The sequence below is a fragment of the Pseudomonas brenneri genome (genome assembly GCF_007858285.1).
GTDB classification, from domain to species: Bacteria; Pseudomonadota; Gammaproteobacteria; order Pseudomonadales; family Pseudomonadaceae; genus Aquipseudomonas; species Aquipseudomonas brenneri.
The window spans coordinates 234,985-253,621 of record NZ_VFIL01000006.1 but is presented as its reverse complement, the minus strand read 5'-3'; the positions used below and the strand labels follow the sequence as shown (position 1 = coordinate 253,621).

At 61.9% G+C, this 18,637-nt stretch carries 19 protein-coding genes and 1 pseudogene; 10 read left to right on the top strand and 10 right to left on the bottom strand.

Going from position 1 to position 18,637, the window contains the following annotated elements; translation table 11 throughout:
• Nucleotides 1-97 precede the first annotated feature (97 nt).
• Nucleotides 98-1,771: a putative bifunctional diguanylate cyclase/phosphodiesterase gene (locus FJD34_RS15410; protein ID WP_090292420.1), complete on the top strand. Its 1,674-nt coding sequence runs from the start codon at nt 98-100 to the stop codon at nt 1,769-1,771.
• A 61-nt stretch (nt 1,772-1,832) separates the two neighbouring features.
• On the opposite strand, the gene FJD34_RS15405 is transcribed toward FJD34_RS15410, so the two are convergent.
• Nucleotides 1,833-3,200 carry a NorM family multidrug efflux MATE transporter gene (locus FJD34_RS15405; RefSeq protein ID WP_032856836.1) on the bottom strand — a complete coding sequence of 456 codons (1,368 nt, stop codon included), beginning with the start codon at nt 3,198-3,200 and terminating at the stop codon, nt 1,833-1,835.
• A 152-nt stretch (nt 3,201-3,352) separates the two neighbouring features.
• Between FJD34_RS15405 and FJD34_RS15400 the strand changes: the two genes are divergently transcribed.
• A complete protein-coding gene (locus tag FJD34_RS15400) occupies nt 3,353-4,273 on the top strand; it encodes a LysR substrate-binding domain-containing protein (RefSeq protein ID WP_090292418.1) in 921 nt (306 codons plus the stop codon).
• Between the two features lie 190 nt (nt 4,274-4,463).
• On the top strand, nt 4,464-6,440 hold the full coding sequence (locus FJD34_RS15395; RefSeq protein ID WP_032856838.1) for a methyl-accepting chemotaxis protein: 1,977 nt from the start codon (nt 4,464-4,466) through the stop codon (nt 6,438-6,440).
• A 6-nt stretch (nt 6,441-6,446) separates the two neighbouring features.
• Here FJD34_RS15395 and FJD34_RS15390 read toward each other — a convergent pair whose 3' ends face one another.
• Nucleotides 6,447-7,358 carry an ABC transporter six-transmembrane domain-containing protein gene (locus FJD34_RS15390; RefSeq protein ID WP_174553295.1) on the bottom strand — a complete coding sequence of 304 codons (912 nt, stop codon included), beginning with the start codon at nt 7,356-7,358 and terminating at the stop codon, nt 6,447-6,449.
• A gap of 113 nt (nt 7,359-7,471) precedes the next feature.
• Between FJD34_RS15390 and FJD34_RS15385 the strand changes: the two genes are divergently transcribed.
• The gene (locus FJD34_RS15385) at nt 7,472-8,056 is read left to right on the top strand and encodes a TetR/AcrR family transcriptional regulator (protein WP_090292413.1); all 585 of its coding nucleotides are present in this window, start codon (nt 7,472-7,474) and stop codon (nt 8,054-8,056) included.
• On the opposite strand, the gene FJD34_RS15380 is transcribed toward FJD34_RS15385, so the two are convergent.
• Both FJD34_RS15380 and FJD34_RS15375 read right to left on the bottom strand, forming a co-directional pair.
• Complete coding sequence (locus FJD34_RS15380) at nt 8,053-9,549, bottom strand: YifB family Mg chelatase-like AAA ATPase (protein ID WP_090292410.1); 1,497 nt, start codon at nt 9,547-9,549, stop codon at nt 8,053-8,055. The genes FJD34_RS15385 and FJD34_RS15380 overlap by 4 nt on opposite strands.
• Nucleotides 9,550-9,757: 208 nt before the next feature.
• Nucleotides 9,758-10,018 (bottom strand): accessory factor UbiK family protein, encoded by a 261-nt coding sequence (locus tag FJD34_RS15375; protein ID WP_032856880.1) that lies wholly within the window; start codon nt 10,016-10,018, stop codon nt 9,758-9,760.
• A gap of 420 nt (nt 10,019-10,438) precedes the next feature.
• Between FJD34_RS15375 and glnK the strand changes: the two genes are divergently transcribed.
• From glnK to sutA, 4 genes and pseudogenes are all read left to right on the top strand, one after another.
• Complete coding sequence (glnK, locus tag FJD34_RS15370) at nt 10,439-10,777, top strand: P-II family nitrogen regulator (RefSeq protein ID WP_002555808.1); 339 nt, start codon at nt 10,439-10,441, stop codon at nt 10,775-10,777.
• Between the two features lie 34 nt (nt 10,778-10,811).
• Entirely contained in the window at nt 10,812-12,149 is a 1,338-nt protein-coding gene (locus FJD34_RS15365; protein WP_032856882.1) for an ammonium transporter, read from the top strand.
• Between the two features lie 249 nt (nt 12,150-12,398).
• Nucleotides 12,399-12,560, top strand: a pseudogene (locus tag FJD34_RS15360) (YjbQ family protein); the annotation flags it as partial.
• Nucleotides 12,561-12,663: 103 nt separating this feature from the next.
• On the top strand, nt 12,664-12,990 hold the full coding sequence (gene sutA / locus FJD34_RS15355) for a transcriptional regulator SutA (RefSeq protein ID WP_032856883.1): 327 nt from the start codon (nt 12,664-12,666) through the stop codon (nt 12,988-12,990).
• Nucleotides 12,991-13,173: 183 nt separating this feature from the next.
• Here the strand turns inward: sutA and FJD34_RS15345 are convergent, their stop codons facing one another.
• The 6 genes from FJD34_RS15345 to lptM are packed head-to-tail and all read right to left on the bottom strand — an operon-like array spanning nt 13,174 to nt 17,760.
• Nucleotides 13,174-13,869, bottom strand: coding sequence for an HAD family hydrolase (locus FJD34_RS15345; RefSeq protein ID WP_032856884.1), 696 nt, complete (start codon nt 13,867-13,869; stop codon nt 13,174-13,176).
• Nucleotides 13,866-14,765: a tyrosine recombinase XerC gene (gene xerC / locus FJD34_RS15340; RefSeq protein ID WP_032856886.1), complete on the bottom strand. Its 900-nt coding sequence runs from the start codon at nt 14,763-14,765 to the stop codon at nt 13,866-13,868. The genes FJD34_RS15345 and xerC overlap by 4 nt, the downstream gene beginning before the upstream one ends.
• A 2-nt stretch (nt 14,766-14,767) precedes the next feature.
• Nucleotides 14,768-15,493, bottom strand: coding sequence for a DUF484 family protein (locus tag FJD34_RS15335; protein ID WP_090292408.1), 726 nt, complete (start codon nt 15,491-15,493; stop codon nt 14,768-14,770).
• 13 nt (nt 15,494-15,506) lie between these two features.
• Nucleotides 15,507-16,337 carry a diaminopimelate epimerase gene (gene dapF / locus FJD34_RS15330; protein ID WP_032856890.1) on the bottom strand — a complete coding sequence of 277 codons (831 nt, stop codon included), beginning with the start codon at nt 16,335-16,337 and terminating at the stop codon, nt 15,507-15,509.
• Between the two features lie 4 nt (nt 16,338-16,341).
• On the bottom strand, nt 16,342-17,589 hold the full coding sequence (lysA, locus tag FJD34_RS15325; protein ID WP_032856892.1) for a diaminopimelate decarboxylase: 1,248 nt from the start codon (nt 17,587-17,589) through the stop codon (nt 16,342-16,344).
• A gap of 9 nt (nt 17,590-17,598) precedes the next feature.
• Complete coding sequence (gene lptM, locus FJD34_RS15320; protein WP_032856894.1) at nt 17,599-17,760, bottom strand: LPS translocon maturation chaperone LptM; 162 nt, start codon at nt 17,758-17,760, stop codon at nt 17,599-17,601.
• A 239-nt stretch (nt 17,761-17,999) separates the two neighbouring features.
• Between lptM and cyaY the strand changes: the two genes are divergently transcribed.
• Complete coding sequence (cyaY, locus tag FJD34_RS15315) at nt 18,000-18,332, top strand: iron donor protein CyaY (RefSeq protein ID WP_032856896.1); 333 nt, start codon at nt 18,000-18,002, stop codon at nt 18,330-18,332.
• Nucleotides 18,333-18,334: 2 nt separating this feature from the next.
• A complete protein-coding gene (locus FJD34_RS15310; protein WP_032856898.1) occupies nt 18,335-18,553 on the top strand; it encodes a DUF1289 domain-containing protein in 219 nt (72 codons plus the stop codon).
• The last annotated feature ends 84 nt before the right edge of the window (nt 18,554-18,637 follow it).

Sequence of the window (18,637 nt, the reverse complement as noted above, 5' to 3'; positions counted from 1 at the left end):
ACTGCGCGTATTTGATAACCAATATCATTGGTGATTATCAGGCTGCACGTCATAATGCCCGCCGCCAACGAAATCTTGCACAGTCTAGGGAGCTAGCTTGTCTACGCCTGTCGAACCCTTGCGTTTGCTGCTATTGGCCGATACGCCTACGTGGGCAGCGTTGTTGCGCGAGTGCCTGGCGCCGATGGGCGACGGGGCAGTGCTGATCAGTGCGCCAAACTGGGAGTCGGTGAGCAGCCTGTTCGATGACGACCGCACGGCCGTCTTGCTGACCACCCCCAGCCTGCAACCCGACCCGGGCCGTTGCAGCCTGCCGACCGTCTTGTTGCTGGAGCAGGAGCCGCTGGTTGCGCCGCTGGGCGCCAGTGACTGGCTGATCCTCGGTGCGTTTGATGTCGATACGGTGCGCCGCTGCCTGCGCCATGTGCGCGAGCGTGGCTTGCTGGAAAACACCCTGCAACGCCTGGCCGAACAAGATCCGCTGACCGGCATCGCCAATCGCCAGGGGTTCCAGACCCTGCTGGCCGCACGCCTGGCGGAAAACGACGGGCGGGGCCTGGCCCTTGGTCACCTGGACCTGGACAACTTTCGCCACGCCAACGATGCCCTTGGCCACCAGGCGGGCGACCGGCTGATCCTGCAAGTGGTCTCGCGGCTCAAGAGCCAGTTGGAAGCCGGCGACCAACTGGCGCGCCTGGGCAGTGACGAATTCGCCTTGCTGATCGACACCCGCCGCGCGCCGCAACGCGCCGAGTGGATGGCCGAACGTATCACCGAGGCCATGGCCGAACCTTACTGGGTCGACGGCGAGAGCCTGCTGATCGGTTGCAGCCTCGGTGTGGCCCACGCCCGCGCCAAGGCCGGCGCCGACCCGTTGATGTGGCACGCGCATATCGCCATGCAGCAAGCCAAGAGCACCCAGGGCTGCACCTTTCATATCTTCAACGAGCGTATCAACCGCAATGCCCGTAGCCTTGCCGACCTGGAAAGCGAACTGCGCCGGGCGCTGCGCCGAGACGAACTGGAGCTGCATTACCAACCGCGCCTGGACCTGGACGATGGGCATATCGTCGGCCTCGAAGCCCTGGTGCGCTGGCGCCATGGCGAGCGCGGCCTGTTGCCGCCGAGCGAGTTCGTGCCCCTGGCCGAGCAGAGCGGCCTGATCGTGCCGTTGGGCTACTGGGTGATTTCCCGTGCCCTGCGCGATATGCAGGACCTGCGCGAACGCGGCCTGCCGGCGCTGCACATGGCGGTCAACCTGTCGTTTCGCCAGTTTCAGGACAGTCAGTTGCTGTCGACCTTGAGCCGGCTGATTGCCGAGCGTGGGGTGGAGGCGCAATGGCTGGAATTCGAGCTTACCGAAACCGCCGTGATGCGCCGCAGCGATCTGGTCAAGCAGACCATGGATGCCTTGGGCCGCCTGGGTGTGCGTTTTTCCCTGGATGACTTCGGCACCGGATTCTCCTCGTTCGTCCACCTCAACAGCTTGCCGATTGCCTTGCTCAAGATCGACAAGAGCTTTGTCGGCGGCATGGAGGAGCGCGAGGAAAACCGCAAGCTGGTGCATGCGATGATCAACCTGGCCCACAACCTCAACCTGGAAGTGGTGGCCGAAGGCGTGGAAACCCCTGAGCAACTGGCGTTGTTGCGGCTGTTTGGTTGTGACCAGGCCCAGGGTTACCTGATCAGCAAGCCATTGCCGTTGCCGGAGTTGGTGGAGTATCTGACGTTTGGCAGCAGCCAGCAGGCGTTGTTGGGTGAGGTGATCTAACCCTGTAAACCCAATCAAAAATGTGGGAGCGAGCAAGCCCCACATTGACCGCATGCATCCTTCAGCTTACTTGGGCAATCATCCGCTTCATCTTTCTTTCAAACGCCCACGTCAGGGTAATCGCCGCACAGGCTAGGCCCAGCGCCAAGCCCCACCATACGCCAGTCGGTCCCCAGTCCAGGGTAAACGCCATCAACCAGGCCGCTGGTGCGCCAATCAACCAGTAGCAACCCAGGCCGACGAGGAAAGTGGTCTTGGCATCCTTGAGCCCACGAATGCAGCCCATGGCGATGGTCTGCACGCCATCGAACAGCTCGAACCACGCAGCCACGGCCAACAGGCTGACGGCCAGGCTGATCACCTGGGCAAAGGCTGGGTCGTCATGGTCCAGGAATAGGCCGATCAGCGGGTCCGAGAACAGCCAGAACACCATGGCGAACCCCAGCATTACCGTCGCGCCAAAGGTAATCCCGACCCGCCCGGCCAGCCGTGCGTCGAGTAACTGACCGCCGCCGTAGTGCAAGCCGATGCGCATGGTCACGGCATAGGACATGCCCGCCGGCACCATGAACGCCACCGAGACGATTTGCAGGGCGATCTGATGCGCAGCCAACTGCGTACTGCCCATGGTGCCCATGCACAGCGCAGCGAAGGCGAACAACCCGACTTCCACCGCATAGGTGCCGCCAATCGGCAGGCCCAGGCGCCACAGCTCGCGCAAATAGTGCAGGTTGGGCCGCAGCAGGCCCTTGCCCAGTGGATAGGCCGCGTAGGCACGGTTGTATTTGATGTACCACAACAGCGCCAGGGCCATGCAGTTGGCGACAATCGCGGTGACCAGGCCAATGCCCATCAGGCCCAGCTTGGGCAGGCCGAACATGCCTTCGATCAATGCATGGTTGAGCAGGTAGTTGATCACCGTGCCGCACAGGCTGATCACCATTACCGGCGTGGCTTTGCCGATGGCGCTGGTGAAGCCGCGCAGGGCCATGAACGTCAGGTAGCCGGGCAGGGCGAACGGCAGGATCATCAGGAACTGGCCGGCCGACTGCACGTTGGTTTCGGTCTGGCCGAACAGCAGCAGCACTGGCTTGAGGTTCCACAGCAGCAAGCCGGCTACCAGCGCCATCAGCCAGGCCAGCCAGAGCCCGGCCTGGGTCAGGCGGGTGGCTCCTTCGATGTCACCGGCGCCCTGGCGAATAGCGACCAGGGTGCCCACGGCGGCAATCACGCCGATGCAAAAGATCGACACAAACGAATAGCTCGCCGCACCCAGCCCGCCGCCGGCCAGGGCTTCGGGGCTCAGGCGGGCCATCATCAGGGTGTCGGTCAGCACCATCAGCATGTGCGCCAACTGCGAGGCAATCAACGGCCCTGACAGCCGCAGAATGGCCCAGAGTTCGGTACGTGCCGGATGCTGCATGATCATCACGCTCAATAATTCAGGAAGGGGTGCAAGGGTTGATTCTCGGCGCTCTCAGCGTTTTGCACAAAGGGATAAATGCGATCGTTCGCATGATTAAAACTCATGCAAGGATGATTCTGGTAGGGTTTCGGGATCGTGCCGTCGGAGTTTTCCTCATGTCTCGCCGTCTTCCTCCGCTGTATGCCTTGCGCGCATTTGAAGCTGCCTCCCGGCACAACTCCTTCACCCGCGCGGCCGAGGAGTTGTCAATTACCCAAAGTGCGGTCAGCCGGCATATCCGCACCCTGGAAGAGCACTTCGCCTGTCGCCTGTTCCAGCGCAGCGGGCGCACCTTGCAGCTCACCGAGTCGGCACGCCTGCTGCTGCCGGGTGTGCGTGAAGGGTTTGCCGCCCTGGAGCGCGCCTGCCATACCTTGAATGCCGAAGATGACATCCTGCGCATGAAGGCCCCGTCCACCTTGACCATGCGTTGGTTGCTGGCGCGGTTGAGTCGCTTCCGGCACCTACAGCCTGGTAATGAGGTGCAGTTGACCAGCGCGTGGATGAGCATCGATGAAGTGGACTTCAATCAGGAGCCGTTCGACTGCGCGGTCCTGCTCAGCGATGGGCATTTTCCTGCGGACTGGGAGGCCAGTTACCTGTTTCCCGAGTTGCTGATCCCGGTAGGCGCCCCGAATTTGCTCAACGATGGCCCCTGGGATGTGGAGCGCCTGGCCAGCGCTGAACTGCTGCACCCCACACCGGATCGCCGTGACTGGCGGCGTTGGCTGCAACGCACGGGATTGGCCGCACGGGTGGCGATCAAGGGCGGGCAGGTGTTCGATACGCTGGAGTTGGGCATGATTGCCGCTGCCCGGGGCTATGGTGTGTCCATGGGCGATCTGCTGATGGTGGCCGAAGATGTCGCCCAGGGACGCTTGAGCCTGCCGTGGCCGACCGCAGTGGCCAGCGGCGAAGGCTATTACCTGGTCTGGCCGAAGACTCGCCCCGGCGGTGAGCGTCTGCGCCGGTTGTCGGACTTCCTGCAAAACGAGGTCCGGGCCATGGAATTGCCGGCAGTCGAGCAACTCGACTGAATCGATGCAGCGCCCGCAAACCATGTGTTTGGGTGATACCCCTGTGATTTGCTCAAGTATTGATCCAGGCCGCCGAAGTAAGGGGTGTCGGAGCCGCCAATACGCCGCGGCCCAGCGTGCCCCCTATTTCAAGAAATTCGCCGATTAGCGCTATGAGATCAGGATGATCCGGCCTCGGCCAGGAGCTGTCATGTCTCAACCCCGCGCCCGCATAGCTTCGCAACTGGGCCTTGCCCTGGCGGTCATATTGGCTGTCGTGATCAGCGGCAGTACCGTGTTTGCCCTGCGCTCCCTCGATTCGGCCAACCTGCAGACCCGCGAAGAACACCTGGCCAGCGAAGCGCGTTTGCTCGCCGACCAACTCAATACCTTCCACAGCACCTTGCGCGAAAGCACCCAGCGTTTGAGCGGGCTGTTTGAAAAGCGCTTCGGCGCCGGCTTGAGCGTACGTCCCGAGCAGAGGGTGAACGTGGCCGGGGTGCAGACCCCGAGCCTGTACCTTGGCGATGAAGCGCTGAACAACAACTTCGACGACGTCGATGAGTTCAAGCAGATGTCCGGCGGCGTGGCCACGGTGTTTGTGCGCAGTGGCGAAGATTTCATCCGCATCAGCACCTCCCTGACCAAACAGGACGGTAACCGCGCCATCGGCACGGTGCTGGATCGCCAGGGGCCGGCCTACCAGCGTCTGCTCGCCGGGCAGAGCTACATTGGCCGCGCGGTGCTGTTCGAACGTTCCTACATGACCCAGTACAGCCCGGTACGCGATGCCAGCGGCAAGGTGATCGCGGTGTTGTTTATCGGCTTTGACTACACCGATGCGCAGAACGCCCAGTTCGCCAACCTCAAGCGTTTCCGCATTGGCCAGACCGGCTCGCTGGCGCTGCTGGACGAGCAAAAACACTGGCTGGTGCCGCCTGCCGGTGTGCAGGCGTTGGAGCAGGCGGTTCCCGTGATCCTGGAGTTGGCGCAAAAGCCTGGCCAGGGGCGTTTCTGGAGCGACCAGAGCGAAGACTTCTACAGCGTTGCGGTGCCGTTTGACGGCGGCCCGTGGTCGGTAGTGGCGAGCATGCCCAAGGCCGAGATTCGTGCCGTGACCTGGGCAGTGGGCATCCGCCTGGTAATCGGCAGTGTGTTGGCGATGCTGCTGGCCGTGGGTGCGGCGGTCTGGTTGCTGCGCAGCAAACTGCAGCCCCTGGGCGATCTGGTGCGCCAGGCCGAGGCCCTGGGCGCGGGTGATCTGAGTGCGCGGCTGAATGTGTCCAGCCATGACGAAATCGGTCAACTGGCGCGCAGTTTCAACCAGATGGGCGAGGCCCTGTCGACCATGGTCTCGCATATCCGCAAGGCGGCCGAGGAGGTCAATAGCCGTGCCCAGGCGCTGTCGGGCCTTTCGGGTGGGGCCTATGAAGGCATGGAGCAGCAGTCCGGCGAGATCACCAGCATGGCCGGCGCGGTGGAAGAGTTCAGCGCGACCTCGTTGAACATCGCCGACAACATGGGCAATACCGAACGCCTGGCCCAGGAAAATGCGCAGCAGACCCGCATCGGGCGTGATTCGATGCAGGAGGCGTCGTCGTCCCTGGAACATATCGCCACGGCACTCAACAGCACGGCCACGGTGATCAATACCCTGGGCCAGCGCTCCCAGGAAATCGGCGGCATCGTCGGGGTGATCACCTCGATTGCCGACCAGACCAACCTGCTGGCGCTCAACGCCGCCATCGAGGCGGCAAGGGCCGGGGAGCAGGGGCGTGGGTTTGCGGTGGTCGCCGATGAAGTGCGCAACCTGGCGTCGCGTACCCGTCAGGCCACCGATGAAATTTCCGGGATGATCCAGAGCATCCAGCAGGAAACCGGCAATGCCATCAGCACCATGGAGCAGGGTAATGTGCTGATGCGGGAAGGCCTGTCGCGCAATGCCGACGTCGCGTCGGCCCTGGCGCGCATTGACGAACAAAGCCGCTCGGCCGGCCAGCAGTTTGCCGCGATCACCACCGCCACCCAGGAGCAGAGCAGCACCGCAACCCTGCTCAGCAGCAACCTGCAGAGCATCGCCCTGGCCAACAGCGAACAGCGTGAAGTGGTGTCGAACCTGGCCGTTACCGCCAGGGAACTGGAGACCCTGGCGGCAGGGTTGCGCCAGGAAGTGGATCGGTTCCGCTAAGGCTGATCAGTCCCCCAGCCCCGGGTCCACCCGTTTGCCGATGTCCTTGAGCCGCGCCAGTTGATCAACCATCCCTGGCGCTTCGTCGAGGCTGCTGACAAAGGTCCACAGATAGGTCATCACTGCATAGATATGGCCGGCCTTGACCGCCGGTGACAAGGCCAGTTGGCTGATCGCGACGATGAACAGCAGCGCGGCCAACGCGCCGATGAACAGGTAGGCAGCGGCCTCGCGGTCCGACAGCCAGATCCGCAGGCGCGACAGCAGTTGATATTGGCGTCGAAGGGTTTGGGCGCCGACTTCCTCTACCAGGCCGATCTCCTTCTCCAGGCGGTTGTTCAACCGTTCGTGCAGTTGCTCGTTACGACGGGCAAAGCGCGGCAGCAGGGTGATGCATATCGCCAGCGCGGCAAAGCAAGCCAGGCCAACCCAAGGTTCAATCACCAATAACATCACGGCTGCACCGACGATGGACACCAAGGCCGTTGCAATAATTGGCACATGTTTTTCGAAGAAGTCGACAAAGTCCCGCGCCAGCACCACCCGCGCGGCGGCCTTTGACGTGCTGTGATTTTGCAGGCGCTGATTGAGAATCACCGGTACGGCAAGATCGGCGTAGATCCGGGTGAAGGTGCGGGTATCCAGGGCCCGGCGTGCGGCACCGACTACCCAGAAAGCCATCACCACCGCCGCATAGAACAACGCACTGCCGGCATCGCCGCGCAGGATCGAGTCCACCGCAAAACCGGCAAACAGGGGATAGGCCAGCAGCAATGCGTTCTCCAGCGCGACCAGTGACAGCGTGCAGAACAGCTTGCCGGGATAGGCCTTGGCGATTGCCTTGAGGGTTTGGCTGGCGGATTGCTGGCCGATTTTCTTGCTTTCTTCGATCAGGATGTTTGGCGTTACGGATGGCATGGGTGCACCAAAGGAGTAATAGGCGCTACTATTGAGCGACCGCTCAAGTATCCTTGAGCAGTCGCTCAAAAAGCAAGCGCCGCTTATCTGCCGGTGCCCGTAAGGAATTGCCCATGTCGCGTATCGACCGTAAAGACCAGATCATCGCTGCTGCCCTGGAGCTGTTTCGCAGCAAGGGTTTTGCCGATGTCTCCACCCGCGACCTGGCGGAGCATGCCGGATTATCCCGCAGCCACGTGTATCACTACTTCAGCGACTGGAAAGAACTGCGCCGTGAAGCATTCATCCGTTTTGCCAATGAGCAACTGGACGAAGTGCGCGCGCCGTTGGCGGATGCACCGCCGCTTGAGGCCCTGGTGGGCTTCTTGCGCGGCTGCCTGCCATGCACCGCCGATGCTGGCTGGGCACTCTGGCTGGATGCCTGGGATGAAGCGATGCATGACGCGGAACTGGCCCAGGCGTATCTGCTGATCAATGCCCAGTGGCAAGCCATGCTCGCCGAAGTGATCGAGCAGGGGATCGCCACCGGGGTGTTCCGCTGCGACTCGTCCAGCCGTGCTGCGCGCCAGATCTTTGCCGTGACGATGGGCTATACCGATGACCTGTTGCTCAAACCCTCTGTTGAGTCGGCAGAAGCCGTGCTGGAGGAGGTGATGGAAGTTGCGGGGCTGTTGCTGGATTTGCCCAGGGCGCTTTAACTCATGGCTGCCGGCCGGTACTGCAACGCTTCGGCCAAATGATTGCGCGTGATGCTTTCTGCCTGCTCCAGATCCGCCAGGGTGCGTGCGACCTTGAGTAGCCGATGAGCTGCGCGCAACGACAAGGTCAGGCGCTCGCAGGCGGTTTCCAGCCAGCCTTCATCGACTTTCGAGAGCAGGCAGTGGCGCCGCAGGCCCGTCAGGTCGAGGAAGGCATTTGCACAACCCTGGCGTTGCTGCTGGCGATCCCTGGCGCTGGCGACAAGGGCTGAAGCGCTGGCCGTGTCATTGCCGGTTTGCCTGGCCGGGTTCAGTGCGGTGCTTTCCCGGGCGACGGTCAGGTGCAGGTCGATGCGGTCCAGCAACGGCCCGGAGAGTTTGTTGCGGTAGCGCTGGATCTGCTCCGGCGTGCAACGACAGCGCCCGCTGGGTTCGCCCAGGTAGCCGCAGGGGCAGGGGTTCATTGCCGCTACCAGTTGAAACCGCGCCGGGAAACTCACGCGGTCGCGGGCGCGGGAAATCACGATATGCCCGGACTCCAGCGGCTCGCGCAGCACCTCAAGTACCTTGCGATCAAACTCCGGCAATTCATCGAGAAACAGCACCCCGTGATGGGCCAGGGTGATTTCCCCAGGCTGTGGTTTCGAACCGCCACCCACCAGCGCCGGCCCGGATGCTGAATGGTGCGGCTGACGGAATGGCCGGTGGGGCCAGTGGCTCAACGGAGCGAGGCTGACCACCGACTGGATCGCGGCGACCTCCAGGGCTTCCTGTTCACTCAGCGGTGGCAGCAAGCCGGGCAGGCGGCTGGCGAGCAAGGTCTTGCCGGTGCCGGGTGGTCCGCTGAACAGCAGGTTGTGGGCGCCGGCTGCGGCAATCAGCAGCGCGCGCTTGGCGGCAAGTTGGCCCTGCACCTCGCTCAGGTCCGGGTACGGCTTGTTCAGGTACAGCAACCCGTCGGACTTGTAAGGTTCGATCGGCACCAGCCCATTCAGGTGTGCCACCACTTGCAGCAGGTGATCCACTGCAATCACCTTCAGCCCGGAGGCCAGGCACGCCTCCTCGGCATTGGCCCGAGGCACGATCAGTGTGCGCCCGGCCTTGCGTGCAGCCAGGGCCGCCGGTAATACGCCTTTCACCGCTCGCACCTCGCCGGACAGGGCCAGTTCGCCAAGACACTCCACGTCATCCAGCTCCAGCGCTGGCACCTGCACACTGGCCGCGAGAATCCCCAAGGCAATCGCCAAGTCAAACCGCCCGCCGTCCTTGGGCAGGTCGGCGGGCGCCAGGTTGAGGGTGATGCGGCGTGCGGGGTACTGCAGCGCGCTGTTGAGAATGGCGCTGCGCACGCGGTCCTTGCTTTCCTTGACGGCGGTCTCCGGCAGGCCCACCAACGTCAGCGACGGCAAGCCATTGGCCATATGCACTTCGACCGTGACGGCAGGGGCTTCGACGCCGATCTGGGCGCGGCTGTGGACGATGGCGAGGGACATGCTCGTTCCTTGAAATGGGCGACCGCTTCCTGCGGGTTTTTCAAGGGTAGACGAGGGAGGGGAGGATGCCGTGCGCAGGTTTTACAGAACGTATCCATGTAGGAGCGAGCTTGCTCGCGAAAAACGTCAACGATAACGCGGGGCTTCTGGATGCACGCGGCGTTCTCAGGTTTTTCGCGAGCAAGCTCGCTCCTACAGGGGCGGCGTGTTATTGCTCGCTGGGCTTCAACCGTGCTTCCAGCTCCGCCACCTTCGCTTCCAGGCTCTCCAGCCGTGCACGGGTGCGGGCCAGGACGACCATCTGGCTGTCGAATTCTTCGCGGCTGACCAGGTCCAGTTTGCTGAACCCGCTTTGCAGCAAGGCCTTGAACTGGCTTTCGATTTCATTGCGGGGCAGCGGGGTGTCGCCGCTGAACAGGCGAGAGGCGTGGCCGCTCAGGGCGTCGAGGAGGTCTTTGGGCGCGAGCATGGGAAACATTCCGGAAAACAGTTGGCCGGCAGTGTATCACGCAGTGCCTATAGTCTTTTTCATGTGCCCTGCGCACGGTTTTCGCGCATTGGCCTGAATGGTGGTGCACTGTTTTTGTGCGTATCCAGGCCGCTGCACGGGCCCATGGGTGGACGTAAGCCGGCAACGGATTGATTTCAGTGATTTTTACGGAGCTGGCAAGGTTTCTGCTTAGACGATCATGACCCATGCACTGATGCAGTCGCTGTGACGAATGCAGTGCGCTGACGGACCAGGGTACATGTTTCGTCACCAACGGTTAGCTGGCGTCGCAAAGGCAATTGCCGAGGCGACGATGCGTTACAAAGCCAGGCACTGCGCTTAGACTTGAGACGGGTTTGTTTTCCTGGGGCAAGTCCACCAATTCGGGAGAGAGTTTTCATGAAGCTAGTCACTGCCATCATCAAGCCGTTCAAGTTGGACGATGTACGCGAGTCACTGTCCGAGATCGGCGTGCAGGGCATTACCGTCACTGAGGTCAAAGGCTTCGGTCGGCAGAAGGGTCATACCGAGCTGTATCGCGGCGCGGAATACGTAGTCGATTTCCTGCCGAAGGTGAAGATTGATGTCGCCATTGACGACAAGGATCTTGATCGGGTTATCGAGGCGATAACCAAGGCGGCCAACACCGGCAAGATCGGTGACGGCAAGATCTTCGTGGTCAATCTGGAACAGGCTATTCGCATCCGTACCGGCGAAACCGATACCGACGCAATCTAAGCCGCCAAACCCCAACGCCCCAGGAGAAAACAATATGACTCTGCGTAAATTCGCAGGGCTAGGAGCCCTGTTGTCCATCGTAATGCCCAGCCTGGCCATGGCGGCAGACGAAGTGGCGGCTCCAGTCCTCAATTCCGGCGACACCGCCTGGATGCTGACAGCTACCGCGCTGGTGCTGTTCATGACCATCCCTGGCCTCGCGCTGTTCTACGGCGGCATGGTCCGCTCCAAGAATATTCTTTCCGTGATGATGCAGTGTTTCGCCATTACCGGTCTGATCAGCATCCTGTGGGTCGTCTACGGCTACAGCATTGCGTTCGACACGACTGGCATGGAGCAGGGCGTCGTCAACTTCAACTCGTTCTTCGGCGGCATGGGCAAGGCGTTCCTGGCGGGTGTCACTCCGTCCAGCATCACAGGCCCTGCGGCGTTGTTCCCGGAAGCGGTGTTCATCACCTTCCAGATGACCTTCGCGATCATCACCCCGGCGCTGATCGTCGGTGCGTTTGCTGAGCGCATGAAGTTCTCCGCCATGCTGCTGTTCATGGCCATCTGGTTCACCCTGGTCTATGCGCCGATCGCGCACATGGTCTGGAGCGGCAACGGCGGCCTGATGTGGGACTGGGGCGTGCTGGACTTCGCTGGCGGCACCGTGGTGCACATCAACGCCGGTGTGGCTGGCCTGGTAGCGTGCATCGTGCTCGGCAAGCGTAAAGGCTACCCGACCACCCCGATGGCCCCGCATAACCTGGGTTACACCCTGATTGGTGCCGCGATGCTGTGGATCGGCTGGTTCGGCTTCAACGCCGGCTCCGCTGCAGCGGCCAACGGCACCGCCGGCATGGCGATGCTGGTGACCCAGATCGCCACCGCTGCTGCGGCGCTGGGCTGGATGTTCGCCGAGTGGATCACCCACGGCAAACCAAGCGCCCTGGGCATTGCCTCTGGTGTGGTTGCCGGCCTGGTGGCCGTTACGCCGGCCGCCGGTACAGTGGGCCCGATGGGTGCCCTGGTGATCGGCCTGGCTTCGGGTGTGATCTGCTTCTTCTGCGCCACCAGCCTCAAGCGCAAGCTGGGCTACGATGACTCCCTGGATGCCTTCGGTGTGCACGGTGTCGGCGGTATCGTCGGCGCAATCCTCACCGGTGTGTTCGCGGCTCCGATCCTGGGTGGCTTCGGCACGGTGACCGATATTGCCGCACAGGTCTGGATCCAGGCCAAGGGCGTTGGTTTCACCGTGATCTATACCGGTATCGTGACCTTTGTGATTCTCAAGGCGCTGGACCTGACCATTGGCCTGCGGGTGACCGAAGAGGAAGAGGCTGTTGGCCTGGACCTGGCGGAGCACAACGAACGCGGCTACAACTTGTAAGTACGCTTGAAAAAACATGCCCGGCTTGCCGGGCATTTTTTTGTCTGGTATTTGCTGTCATGAACGCGTGTGAGATTTTTTGTGCCGAGTTTGTGATTGGATCCACAAAGTACTTTTCACTGTGCGAATGTCTTACAGGCATGTAGGCGTATTCGGCACTTTGTTTTTTCCCAGAGCGCGCTAGAATGCGCGCCGATGGGCGCATAACTGTAGGTGGCAACAGGCTCTGATTACTCTGCGGGCCAGGCCCCGGGTCATTTCAAGGGTAGCCTGTCGAGCCGCCAACTGAGTTTGCCGGTCAAGTCCGGCCACTTGGTGATGGGCACATGGCAAAGCGTTTATCTGGGCGAGCAGCGTGATCATGACGGTGCTCGTGAAGTCCTCGCCACTTTGCATGGTGATGGGGCATAAGCCACTGGTTATCCGGTGGACGTTGATTTTTTTCCGGCAGCCTTCGACAGATGGTGAAGCTGGGCTATAACTAATCTGCTTTTCGCAAGTCATGAGGTAGAACATGAGCGACGATGATCTGGAAAACGACGACCTCGAAGTAGGTGACGACGATGAAACCGAAGAAGGTCTTGAGGCGGCTGCCGAAGACGTAGCTGACGACGACGGCGGCGATGACGCGCCGGCCCCGACAGCCAAAGGCAAGGCCAAGGCTGCTGTGTCGGTTGACGAGTTGCCGAGCGTTGAAGCCAAGAACAAAGAGCGCGATGCGCTGGCCCGTGCGATGGAAGAATTCCTCGCCAAGGGCGGCAAAGTGCAGGAAGTCGAGGCCAACGTGGTGGCAGATCCACCGAAAAAGCCGGATAACAAGTACGGCAGCCGTCCTATCTGAGGTCGGTTACTTGCTTGCTGAAAAAGCCCGCCGTCGCTGCGGGCTTTTTCATGGGCGACTCTTTTTCTGCGGTGATGACTTCTGTAGGAGCCGGCTTGCCGGCGAAGATCGTCAACGATAATGCGGGGTGCCTGACGTCACGCGGTGCTCTCGGGTTTTTCGCCGGCAAGCCGGCTCCTACAGTTATTTCCAGCTGTGGAGCAGTGAGGGCAGCTCGGTCAAGCTACGAATCTGCGCATCCGGCAATTTCTCGCCTTCCCAGGCCTTGCCCGTCGGGTTGAACCACACTGCCCGCAGCCCCGCCTGCTGTGCCCCGGCGATGTCATCACCCGGGTGATCGCCAATATGCACCGCCGCACTGGCCTCCACCCCGCCCCGCTGCAATGCTTCCTGAAACAAGCGCACATCCGGCTTGGCGATGCCGATATCTTCGGCCCGCAGGGCAAAGTGGAAGTAATCCGCCAGGCCTACGCGCTGTACATCGGCGTTGCCATTGGTGATCACCCCCAGCAGAAAGTGCTGGCGCAGGGCATCAAGCATTGGCTCTGCTTCCGGGAATACCGTGAGCTGGTGTCGCGCGTGAATGAACGCCTCAAAGCAGGTATCGGCCATTTGCGTAGCTTGCGGTTGTGGGTAACCGGCCTCTTCAAAGGCGTGCATCAGCACCCGGTGGCGCAGGATGCTGATCCGGTGTTTGAGCTCGGGATGACGCTGCAACACCTGCTGGCGCAGGCTGGCGAAATGCTCCAGGGAAAAGTCGCCGACCTTGGACGCATGGGTGGCCAGCCATTGGCGCATCGATGCTTCGGCGCTGATGATGACGGGGACGTTATCCCACAGGGTATCGTCCAGGTCGAAGGTGATTAGCTTGATGCTCATGAGTCGCCGCCTTTAACGCGTTTGGCCCGTGGATGGGCGCTGTCGTACACCGTCGCCAGGTGCTGGAAGTCCAGGTGGGTGTAGATCTGGGTGGTCTTGATATCCGAGTGGCCGAGCAGTTCCTGCACTGCGCGCAAGTCTTGTGACGATTCCAGCAGGTGGCTGGCAAAGGAGTGCCGCAGCATGTGCGGATGCAGGTTTTGCCCCAGCTCTCGCTCGCCGGCGGCCTTGACCCGTAACTGAATGGCTCGTGGCCCGAGGCGTCGGCCTTGCTGGCTGACAAACACCGCAGCGTCCGGCGGATTGCTCAATGCCCGCAGGGGCAACCACACCAGCAGGGCATCCCGGGCCTTTTTGCCGATGGGCAGCACGCGGGTCTTGCTGCCTTTACCGTGTACTTGCACCAGGCCATCGGCCAGGTCCAACTGATCGAGGTTGAGGCTGGTCAGCTCCGACAGGCGCAGGCCCGAAGAGTAGAACAGCTCCAGGATCGCCTGGTCACGGTGCGCCAGGAAGTCATCCTCGACCGCGCCATCGAGCAGTTGCAGGGTGCGGTCGGCATCCAGGGTCTTGGGCAGGCGGCGTTCGCCCTTGGGCGGTGCCAGGCCGTTGGCCGGGTCGTGATCGCACAGGCCTTCGCGGTTGAGGTAGTGATAGAGGCCGCGCACCGCCGACAGCAGGCGCGCCAGGCTGCGCGAGGACTGGCCTTGCTGGTGCAGGCGGGCAATCAGGCTGCGCAGGCCCTGGATATCGAGGGCCTTCCAGCTGCCGATCTGTTGTTTCTCGCAGAACGCCAGGACCTTGTTCAAGTCCCGCCGATAGGCCTCCAGCGTATGGGGAGACACCTGGCGCTCGCTGCGCAGATGAGCGCAGTAGGCGTCCAGTTGTCGTTCCATGGCTAGCGCACCGCGCGCAGGGCGGTGGTGAAGCGCGGCAGGCTGCGGCTCAACACTTCGGCAATGTAGGTCAAAAACAGCGTGCCTACGGTGCTCTTGTAGTGCTGCGGATCACGGCTGGCGATGGCCAGGACACCGTGCAAGCCTTGATGGCTGAGGGCGACCACCGCGGTAGAGCCGATCTGCACGCGCTGGTCCTCGCCAAACAGGAAGTCCAGCTCATGCTCACGCAGGGTGCCGCTGATGGTCTTGCCTTCCGACAGCAGGCCACCAATGGCGGTCTGCGCCTCGCTGCCCTTGACCCAGCGCCCAACCGGCATCGGGTTGTCGCTGAACAGGATCAGGCTGACAAACGGCACCTGGAAGTCCTGGCGCAGGCTGTCTTCGACGGCAATGGTCAGGTCTTCCAGGCTGCCTGCATCCAGCAGCGCCAGGATCAGGCGGCGGGTCTTGTCGAACAGACGGTCGTTGTCGCGGGCCACGTCCATCAGTTGCGAGAGTCGATGGCGCATTTCGATGTTGCGCTCGCGCAGGATTTTCATCTGCCGTTCCACCAGCGACACGGTATCGCCGCGCTGGTGGGGAATGCGCAAGGCCGGCAGCAGTTCTTCGTGTTCGACGAAGAAGTCCGGATTAGCCTCCAGGTAAGCGGCGACGGCCGCTGCCTCCAGGCTTTCGCAAGGGGATCCTTCGGGCTGCTTGGCGGGTGCCAGGGGCTTATCGGTCATTGGCGAGGCGCTCTCATAGACGGACTTGTCCTTCGTATACACGGGATGCCGGGCCGGTCATTTTCACCGGTTGGCCTGGGCCTGCCCATTCGATGGACAGGCGTCCGCCGGGCAGGTCGATCAGCAGTGGCGAATCCATCCAGCCCTGGCTGATCGCAGCCACGGCAGCGGCGCAGGCGCCAGTGCCGCAAGCCTGGGTTTCCCCGGCGCCGCGCTCCCACACACGCAATTGCGCACGGGAGCGGTCGATGACCTGCAGGAAGCCGACGTTGACCCGTGCCGGAAAGCGCGGGTGATGTTCGATCTTCGGCCCCAGTTCATGCACCGGCGCATTGTTGATGTCGTTGACCCGCAGCACGGCATGGGGGTTGCCCATGGACACGGCTGCCACCTCGACGACAGTGCCGTCGACATCCAGCGGATAACTCAGCGCCTGGGCGTCAGCCTGGAACGGAATATCGGCTGGCACCAGGCGCGGGGCGCCCATGTCGACGCTGATCTGGCCGTCACTGCGGATATCCAGCTCGATAATGCCGCTTTTGGTCTCGACGCGAATCTGCCGTTTGGCGGTCAGGCGCTTGTCCAGCACAAAACGGGCGAAACAACGCGCACCGTTGCCGCACTGTTCCACTTCGGAACCGTCGGAGTTGAAGATCCGATAACGGAAATCCACCTCCGGGTTGCTCGGCGCCTCGACGATCAGCAACTGGTCGAAGCCGATGCCGGTATGGCGGTCGCCCCACAGCTTGGCGTGCTTGGGCAGGATGTGCGCGTGCTGGCTGACCAGGTCAAGGACCATGAAGTCATTGCCCAGGCCGTGCATCTTGGTAAAACGCAGCAGCATGGGATTACTCCGGCAGCAGGCTTTCGCCAGCAAACAACTCGGCTACCGTCTCGCGGCGACGCACTTCAAACGCTTGATCACCGTCCACCAACACCTCGGCGGTACGCCCGCGGGTGTTGTAGTTGGAGCTCATGACAAACCCATAGGCACCGGCCGAATGCACGGCCAGCAGATCGCCTTCTTCCAGGGCCAGTTCACGGTCCTTGGCCAGGAAATCGCCGGTCTCGCAGATCGGGCCGACGATGTCATAGGCGCGGGCAACGCTTGCGCGCGGCGTCACGGCGGTGACATTCATCCAGGCCTGGTACAGCGCCGGGCGGATCAGGTCGTTCATCGCCGCATCGACGATGGCGAAATCCTTGTGTTCGGTGTGCTTGAGGTACTCGACCTGGGTCAGCAGCACACCCGCATTGGCGACAATATAGCGGCCCGGCTCAAACATCAGCGTCAGGTCGCGGCCTTCGATGCGCTCGCGCACGGCCTGGATATAGTCGGCAATCAGCGGCGGCTCTTCATCGCGATAACGCACGCCCACGCCACCACCGAGGTCGATGTGGTGCAGGTAGATGCCGCACTCACCGAGGCGGTCGATCAGTGCCAGCAGGCGATCGAGGGCGTCGATGAACGGTGGCAAAGTGGTCAATTGCGAGCCGATATGGCAGTCCACACCCAGCACTTCCAGGTTTGGCAACTGGGCGGCACGGATGTACACGTCTTCGGCGTCGGCAATGGCGATGCCGAACTTGTTTTCTTTGAGACCGGTGGAAATGTACGGGTGGGTGCCGGCATCGACGTCCGGGTTGACGCGCAGGGAGATCGGCGCGCGCACGCCCATCTCGGCGGCTACCACTTGCAGGCGCTCCAGCTCGTCGGTGGATTCGATGTTGAAGCAATGCACGCCTACTTCCAGGGCGCGGCGCATGTCTTCGCGGGTCTTGCCGACACCGGAGAACACAATCTTGTCGGCCTGGCCGCCAGCGGCCAATACACGCTCCAGCTCACCACGGGACACGATGTCGAAACCAGCGCCCAGGCGCGCCAGGACATTGAGCACGCCGAGGTTGGAGTTGGCCTTGACCGCGTAGCACACCAGGTGCGGTACGCCGACGAGCGCATCGGTAAAGGAGCGGTATTGCGCTTCGATGTGGGCACGGGAGTACACGTAGGTCGGGGTACCGAAGCGTTCGGCAATCGCGGACAGCGCCACGCCTTCCGCGAACAGCTCGCCGTCCCGGTAGTTAAAAGCGTCCATGATGTTCCCTTAGTTGGTGTCGTGCTTGTGCGCTTTGGATTGCGACGTTTGCGCCTGTTCATTCGGGTCTTTGCTGTCATCGGGCAGGTACAGCGGGCCTTTTTGACCACAGGCACTGACGAGGCAAGCGACCGCGACGAGCGCAGCAAGGGAAGAGATCAGGCGCTTCATGGCTAAATCCTTGAATATGCATTAATTGCGCCCGAGTATACCGACCACCCGCCAGCTTGCCTATGCGCCGGGACACCCGTCCGGCGGGGCTTTGCCGAGTATGTCGTGAAGTGGCCTACATCTATCGCGGATATTTCACGCGGCTGACGGGAATGAAATCGGTATCCTTTGCAATCATCATGGCGCGTCCGTATCGTGCGCCGCTTGAGCGTGAGTAGACACTTTTTGAGGTTCCCACCATGAGTTTGACCGAAGCCCGCTTCCACGACCTGGTCGATGCGACCCAGCAAGCGCTGGAGGATATTTTCGACGAGAGTGGCGAAGACCTGGATCAGGAGAACTCCGCCGGTGTGCTCACCGTCAAGTTCGAAAACGGCAGCCAGTTGATTTTCAGTCGCCAGGAGCCGCTGCGTCAGCTCTGGCTGGCCGCGCGTTCCGGTGGTTTCCACTTTGACTACGACGAAGAAAGTGGCCACTGGATGTGTGACAAAACCGAAGAGCAGTTGGGCGAAATGCTCGCGCGCCTCGTCCAGGAACAAGCCGGCGTCGAGCTGGATTTCGACGAGATCTGATTGTGACTCAGCCCGCACCCGCCCGAGCGCCCAAGCCGCTGTTCAGCAATGTCAGCCCGGCAGTGCCGTCACCTTGTATCAGTTTGTGTCGGCTGGATGAGCAAAAAGTCTGCCTTGGCTGCTTCCGACACGTGGAAGACATCCGTGAATGGCGCTCCGCTGACGATCAGCGGCGCCGCGTGATTGTCGCCCAGGCCGAGCAACGCAAGGCCGGCGCCTGACCTTCAGGCCTGCCCATCTTGTTTATTTGTTGTGCTGTGGTAGTGTCCGGGTACGCCTCAACTCATCGAGGTCCGTGAGAACCC

Excerpts from the sequence above, each read along its gene's own strand:
- FJD34_RS15405 (WP_032856836.1), bottom strand. The coding sequence starts at position 3,200 with ATGATCATGCAGCATCCGGCACGTACCGAACTCTGGGCCATTCTGCGG.
- FJD34_RS15400 (WP_090292418.1), top strand. The coding sequence starts at position 3,353 with ATGTCTCGCCGTCTTCCTCCGCTGTATGCCTTGCGCGCATTTGAAGCT.
- FJD34_RS15395 (WP_032856838.1), top strand. The coding sequence starts at position 4,464 with ATGTCTCAACCCCGCGCCCGCATAGCTTCGCAACTGGGCCTTGCCCTG.
- FJD34_RS15390 (WP_174553295.1), bottom strand. The coding sequence starts at position 7,358 with ATGCCATCCGTAACGCCAAACATCCTGATCGAAGAAAGCAAGAAAATC.
- FJD34_RS15385 (WP_090292413.1), top strand. The coding sequence starts at position 7,472 with ATGTCGCGTATCGACCGTAAAGACCAGATCATCGCTGCTGCCCTGGAG.
- FJD34_RS15380 (WP_090292410.1), bottom strand. The coding sequence starts at position 9,549 with ATGTCCCTCGCCATCGTCCACAGCCGCGCCCAGATCGGCGTCGAAGCC.
- FJD34_RS15375 (WP_032856880.1), bottom strand. The coding sequence starts at position 10,018 with ATGCTCGCGCCCAAAGACCTCCTCGACGCCCTGAGCGGCCACGCCTCT.
- glnK (WP_002555808.1), top strand. The coding sequence starts at position 10,439 with ATGAAGCTAGTCACTGCCATCATCAAGCCGTTCAAGTTGGACGATGTA.
- FJD34_RS15365 (WP_032856882.1), top strand. The coding sequence starts at position 10,812 with ATGACTCTGCGTAAATTCGCAGGGCTAGGAGCCCTGTTGTCCATCGTA.
- sutA (WP_032856883.1), top strand. The coding sequence starts at position 12,664 with ATGAGCGACGATGATCTGGAAAACGACGACCTCGAAGTAGGTGACGAC.
- FJD34_RS15345 (WP_032856884.1), bottom strand. The coding sequence starts at position 13,869 with ATGAGCATCAAGCTAATCACCTTCGACCTGGACGATACCCTGTGGGAT.
- xerC (WP_032856886.1), bottom strand. The coding sequence starts at position 14,765 with ATGGAACGACAACTGGACGCCTACTGCGCTCATCTGCGCAGCGAGCGC.
- FJD34_RS15335 (WP_090292408.1), bottom strand. The coding sequence starts at position 15,493 with ATGACCGATAAGCCCCTGGCACCCGCCAAGCAGCCCGAAGGATCCCCT.
- dapF (WP_032856890.1), bottom strand. The coding sequence starts at position 16,337 with ATGCTGCTGCGTTTTACCAAGATGCACGGCCTGGGCAATGACTTCATG.
- lysA (WP_032856892.1), bottom strand. The coding sequence starts at position 17,589 with ATGGACGCTTTTAACTACCGGGACGGCGAGCTGTTCGCGGAAGGCGTG.
- lptM (WP_032856894.1), bottom strand. The coding sequence starts at position 17,760 with ATGAAGCGCCTGATCTCTTCCCTTGCTGCGCTCGTCGCGGTCGCTTGC.
- cyaY (WP_032856896.1), top strand. The coding sequence starts at position 18,000 with ATGAGTTTGACCGAAGCCCGCTTCCACGACCTGGTCGATGCGACCCAG.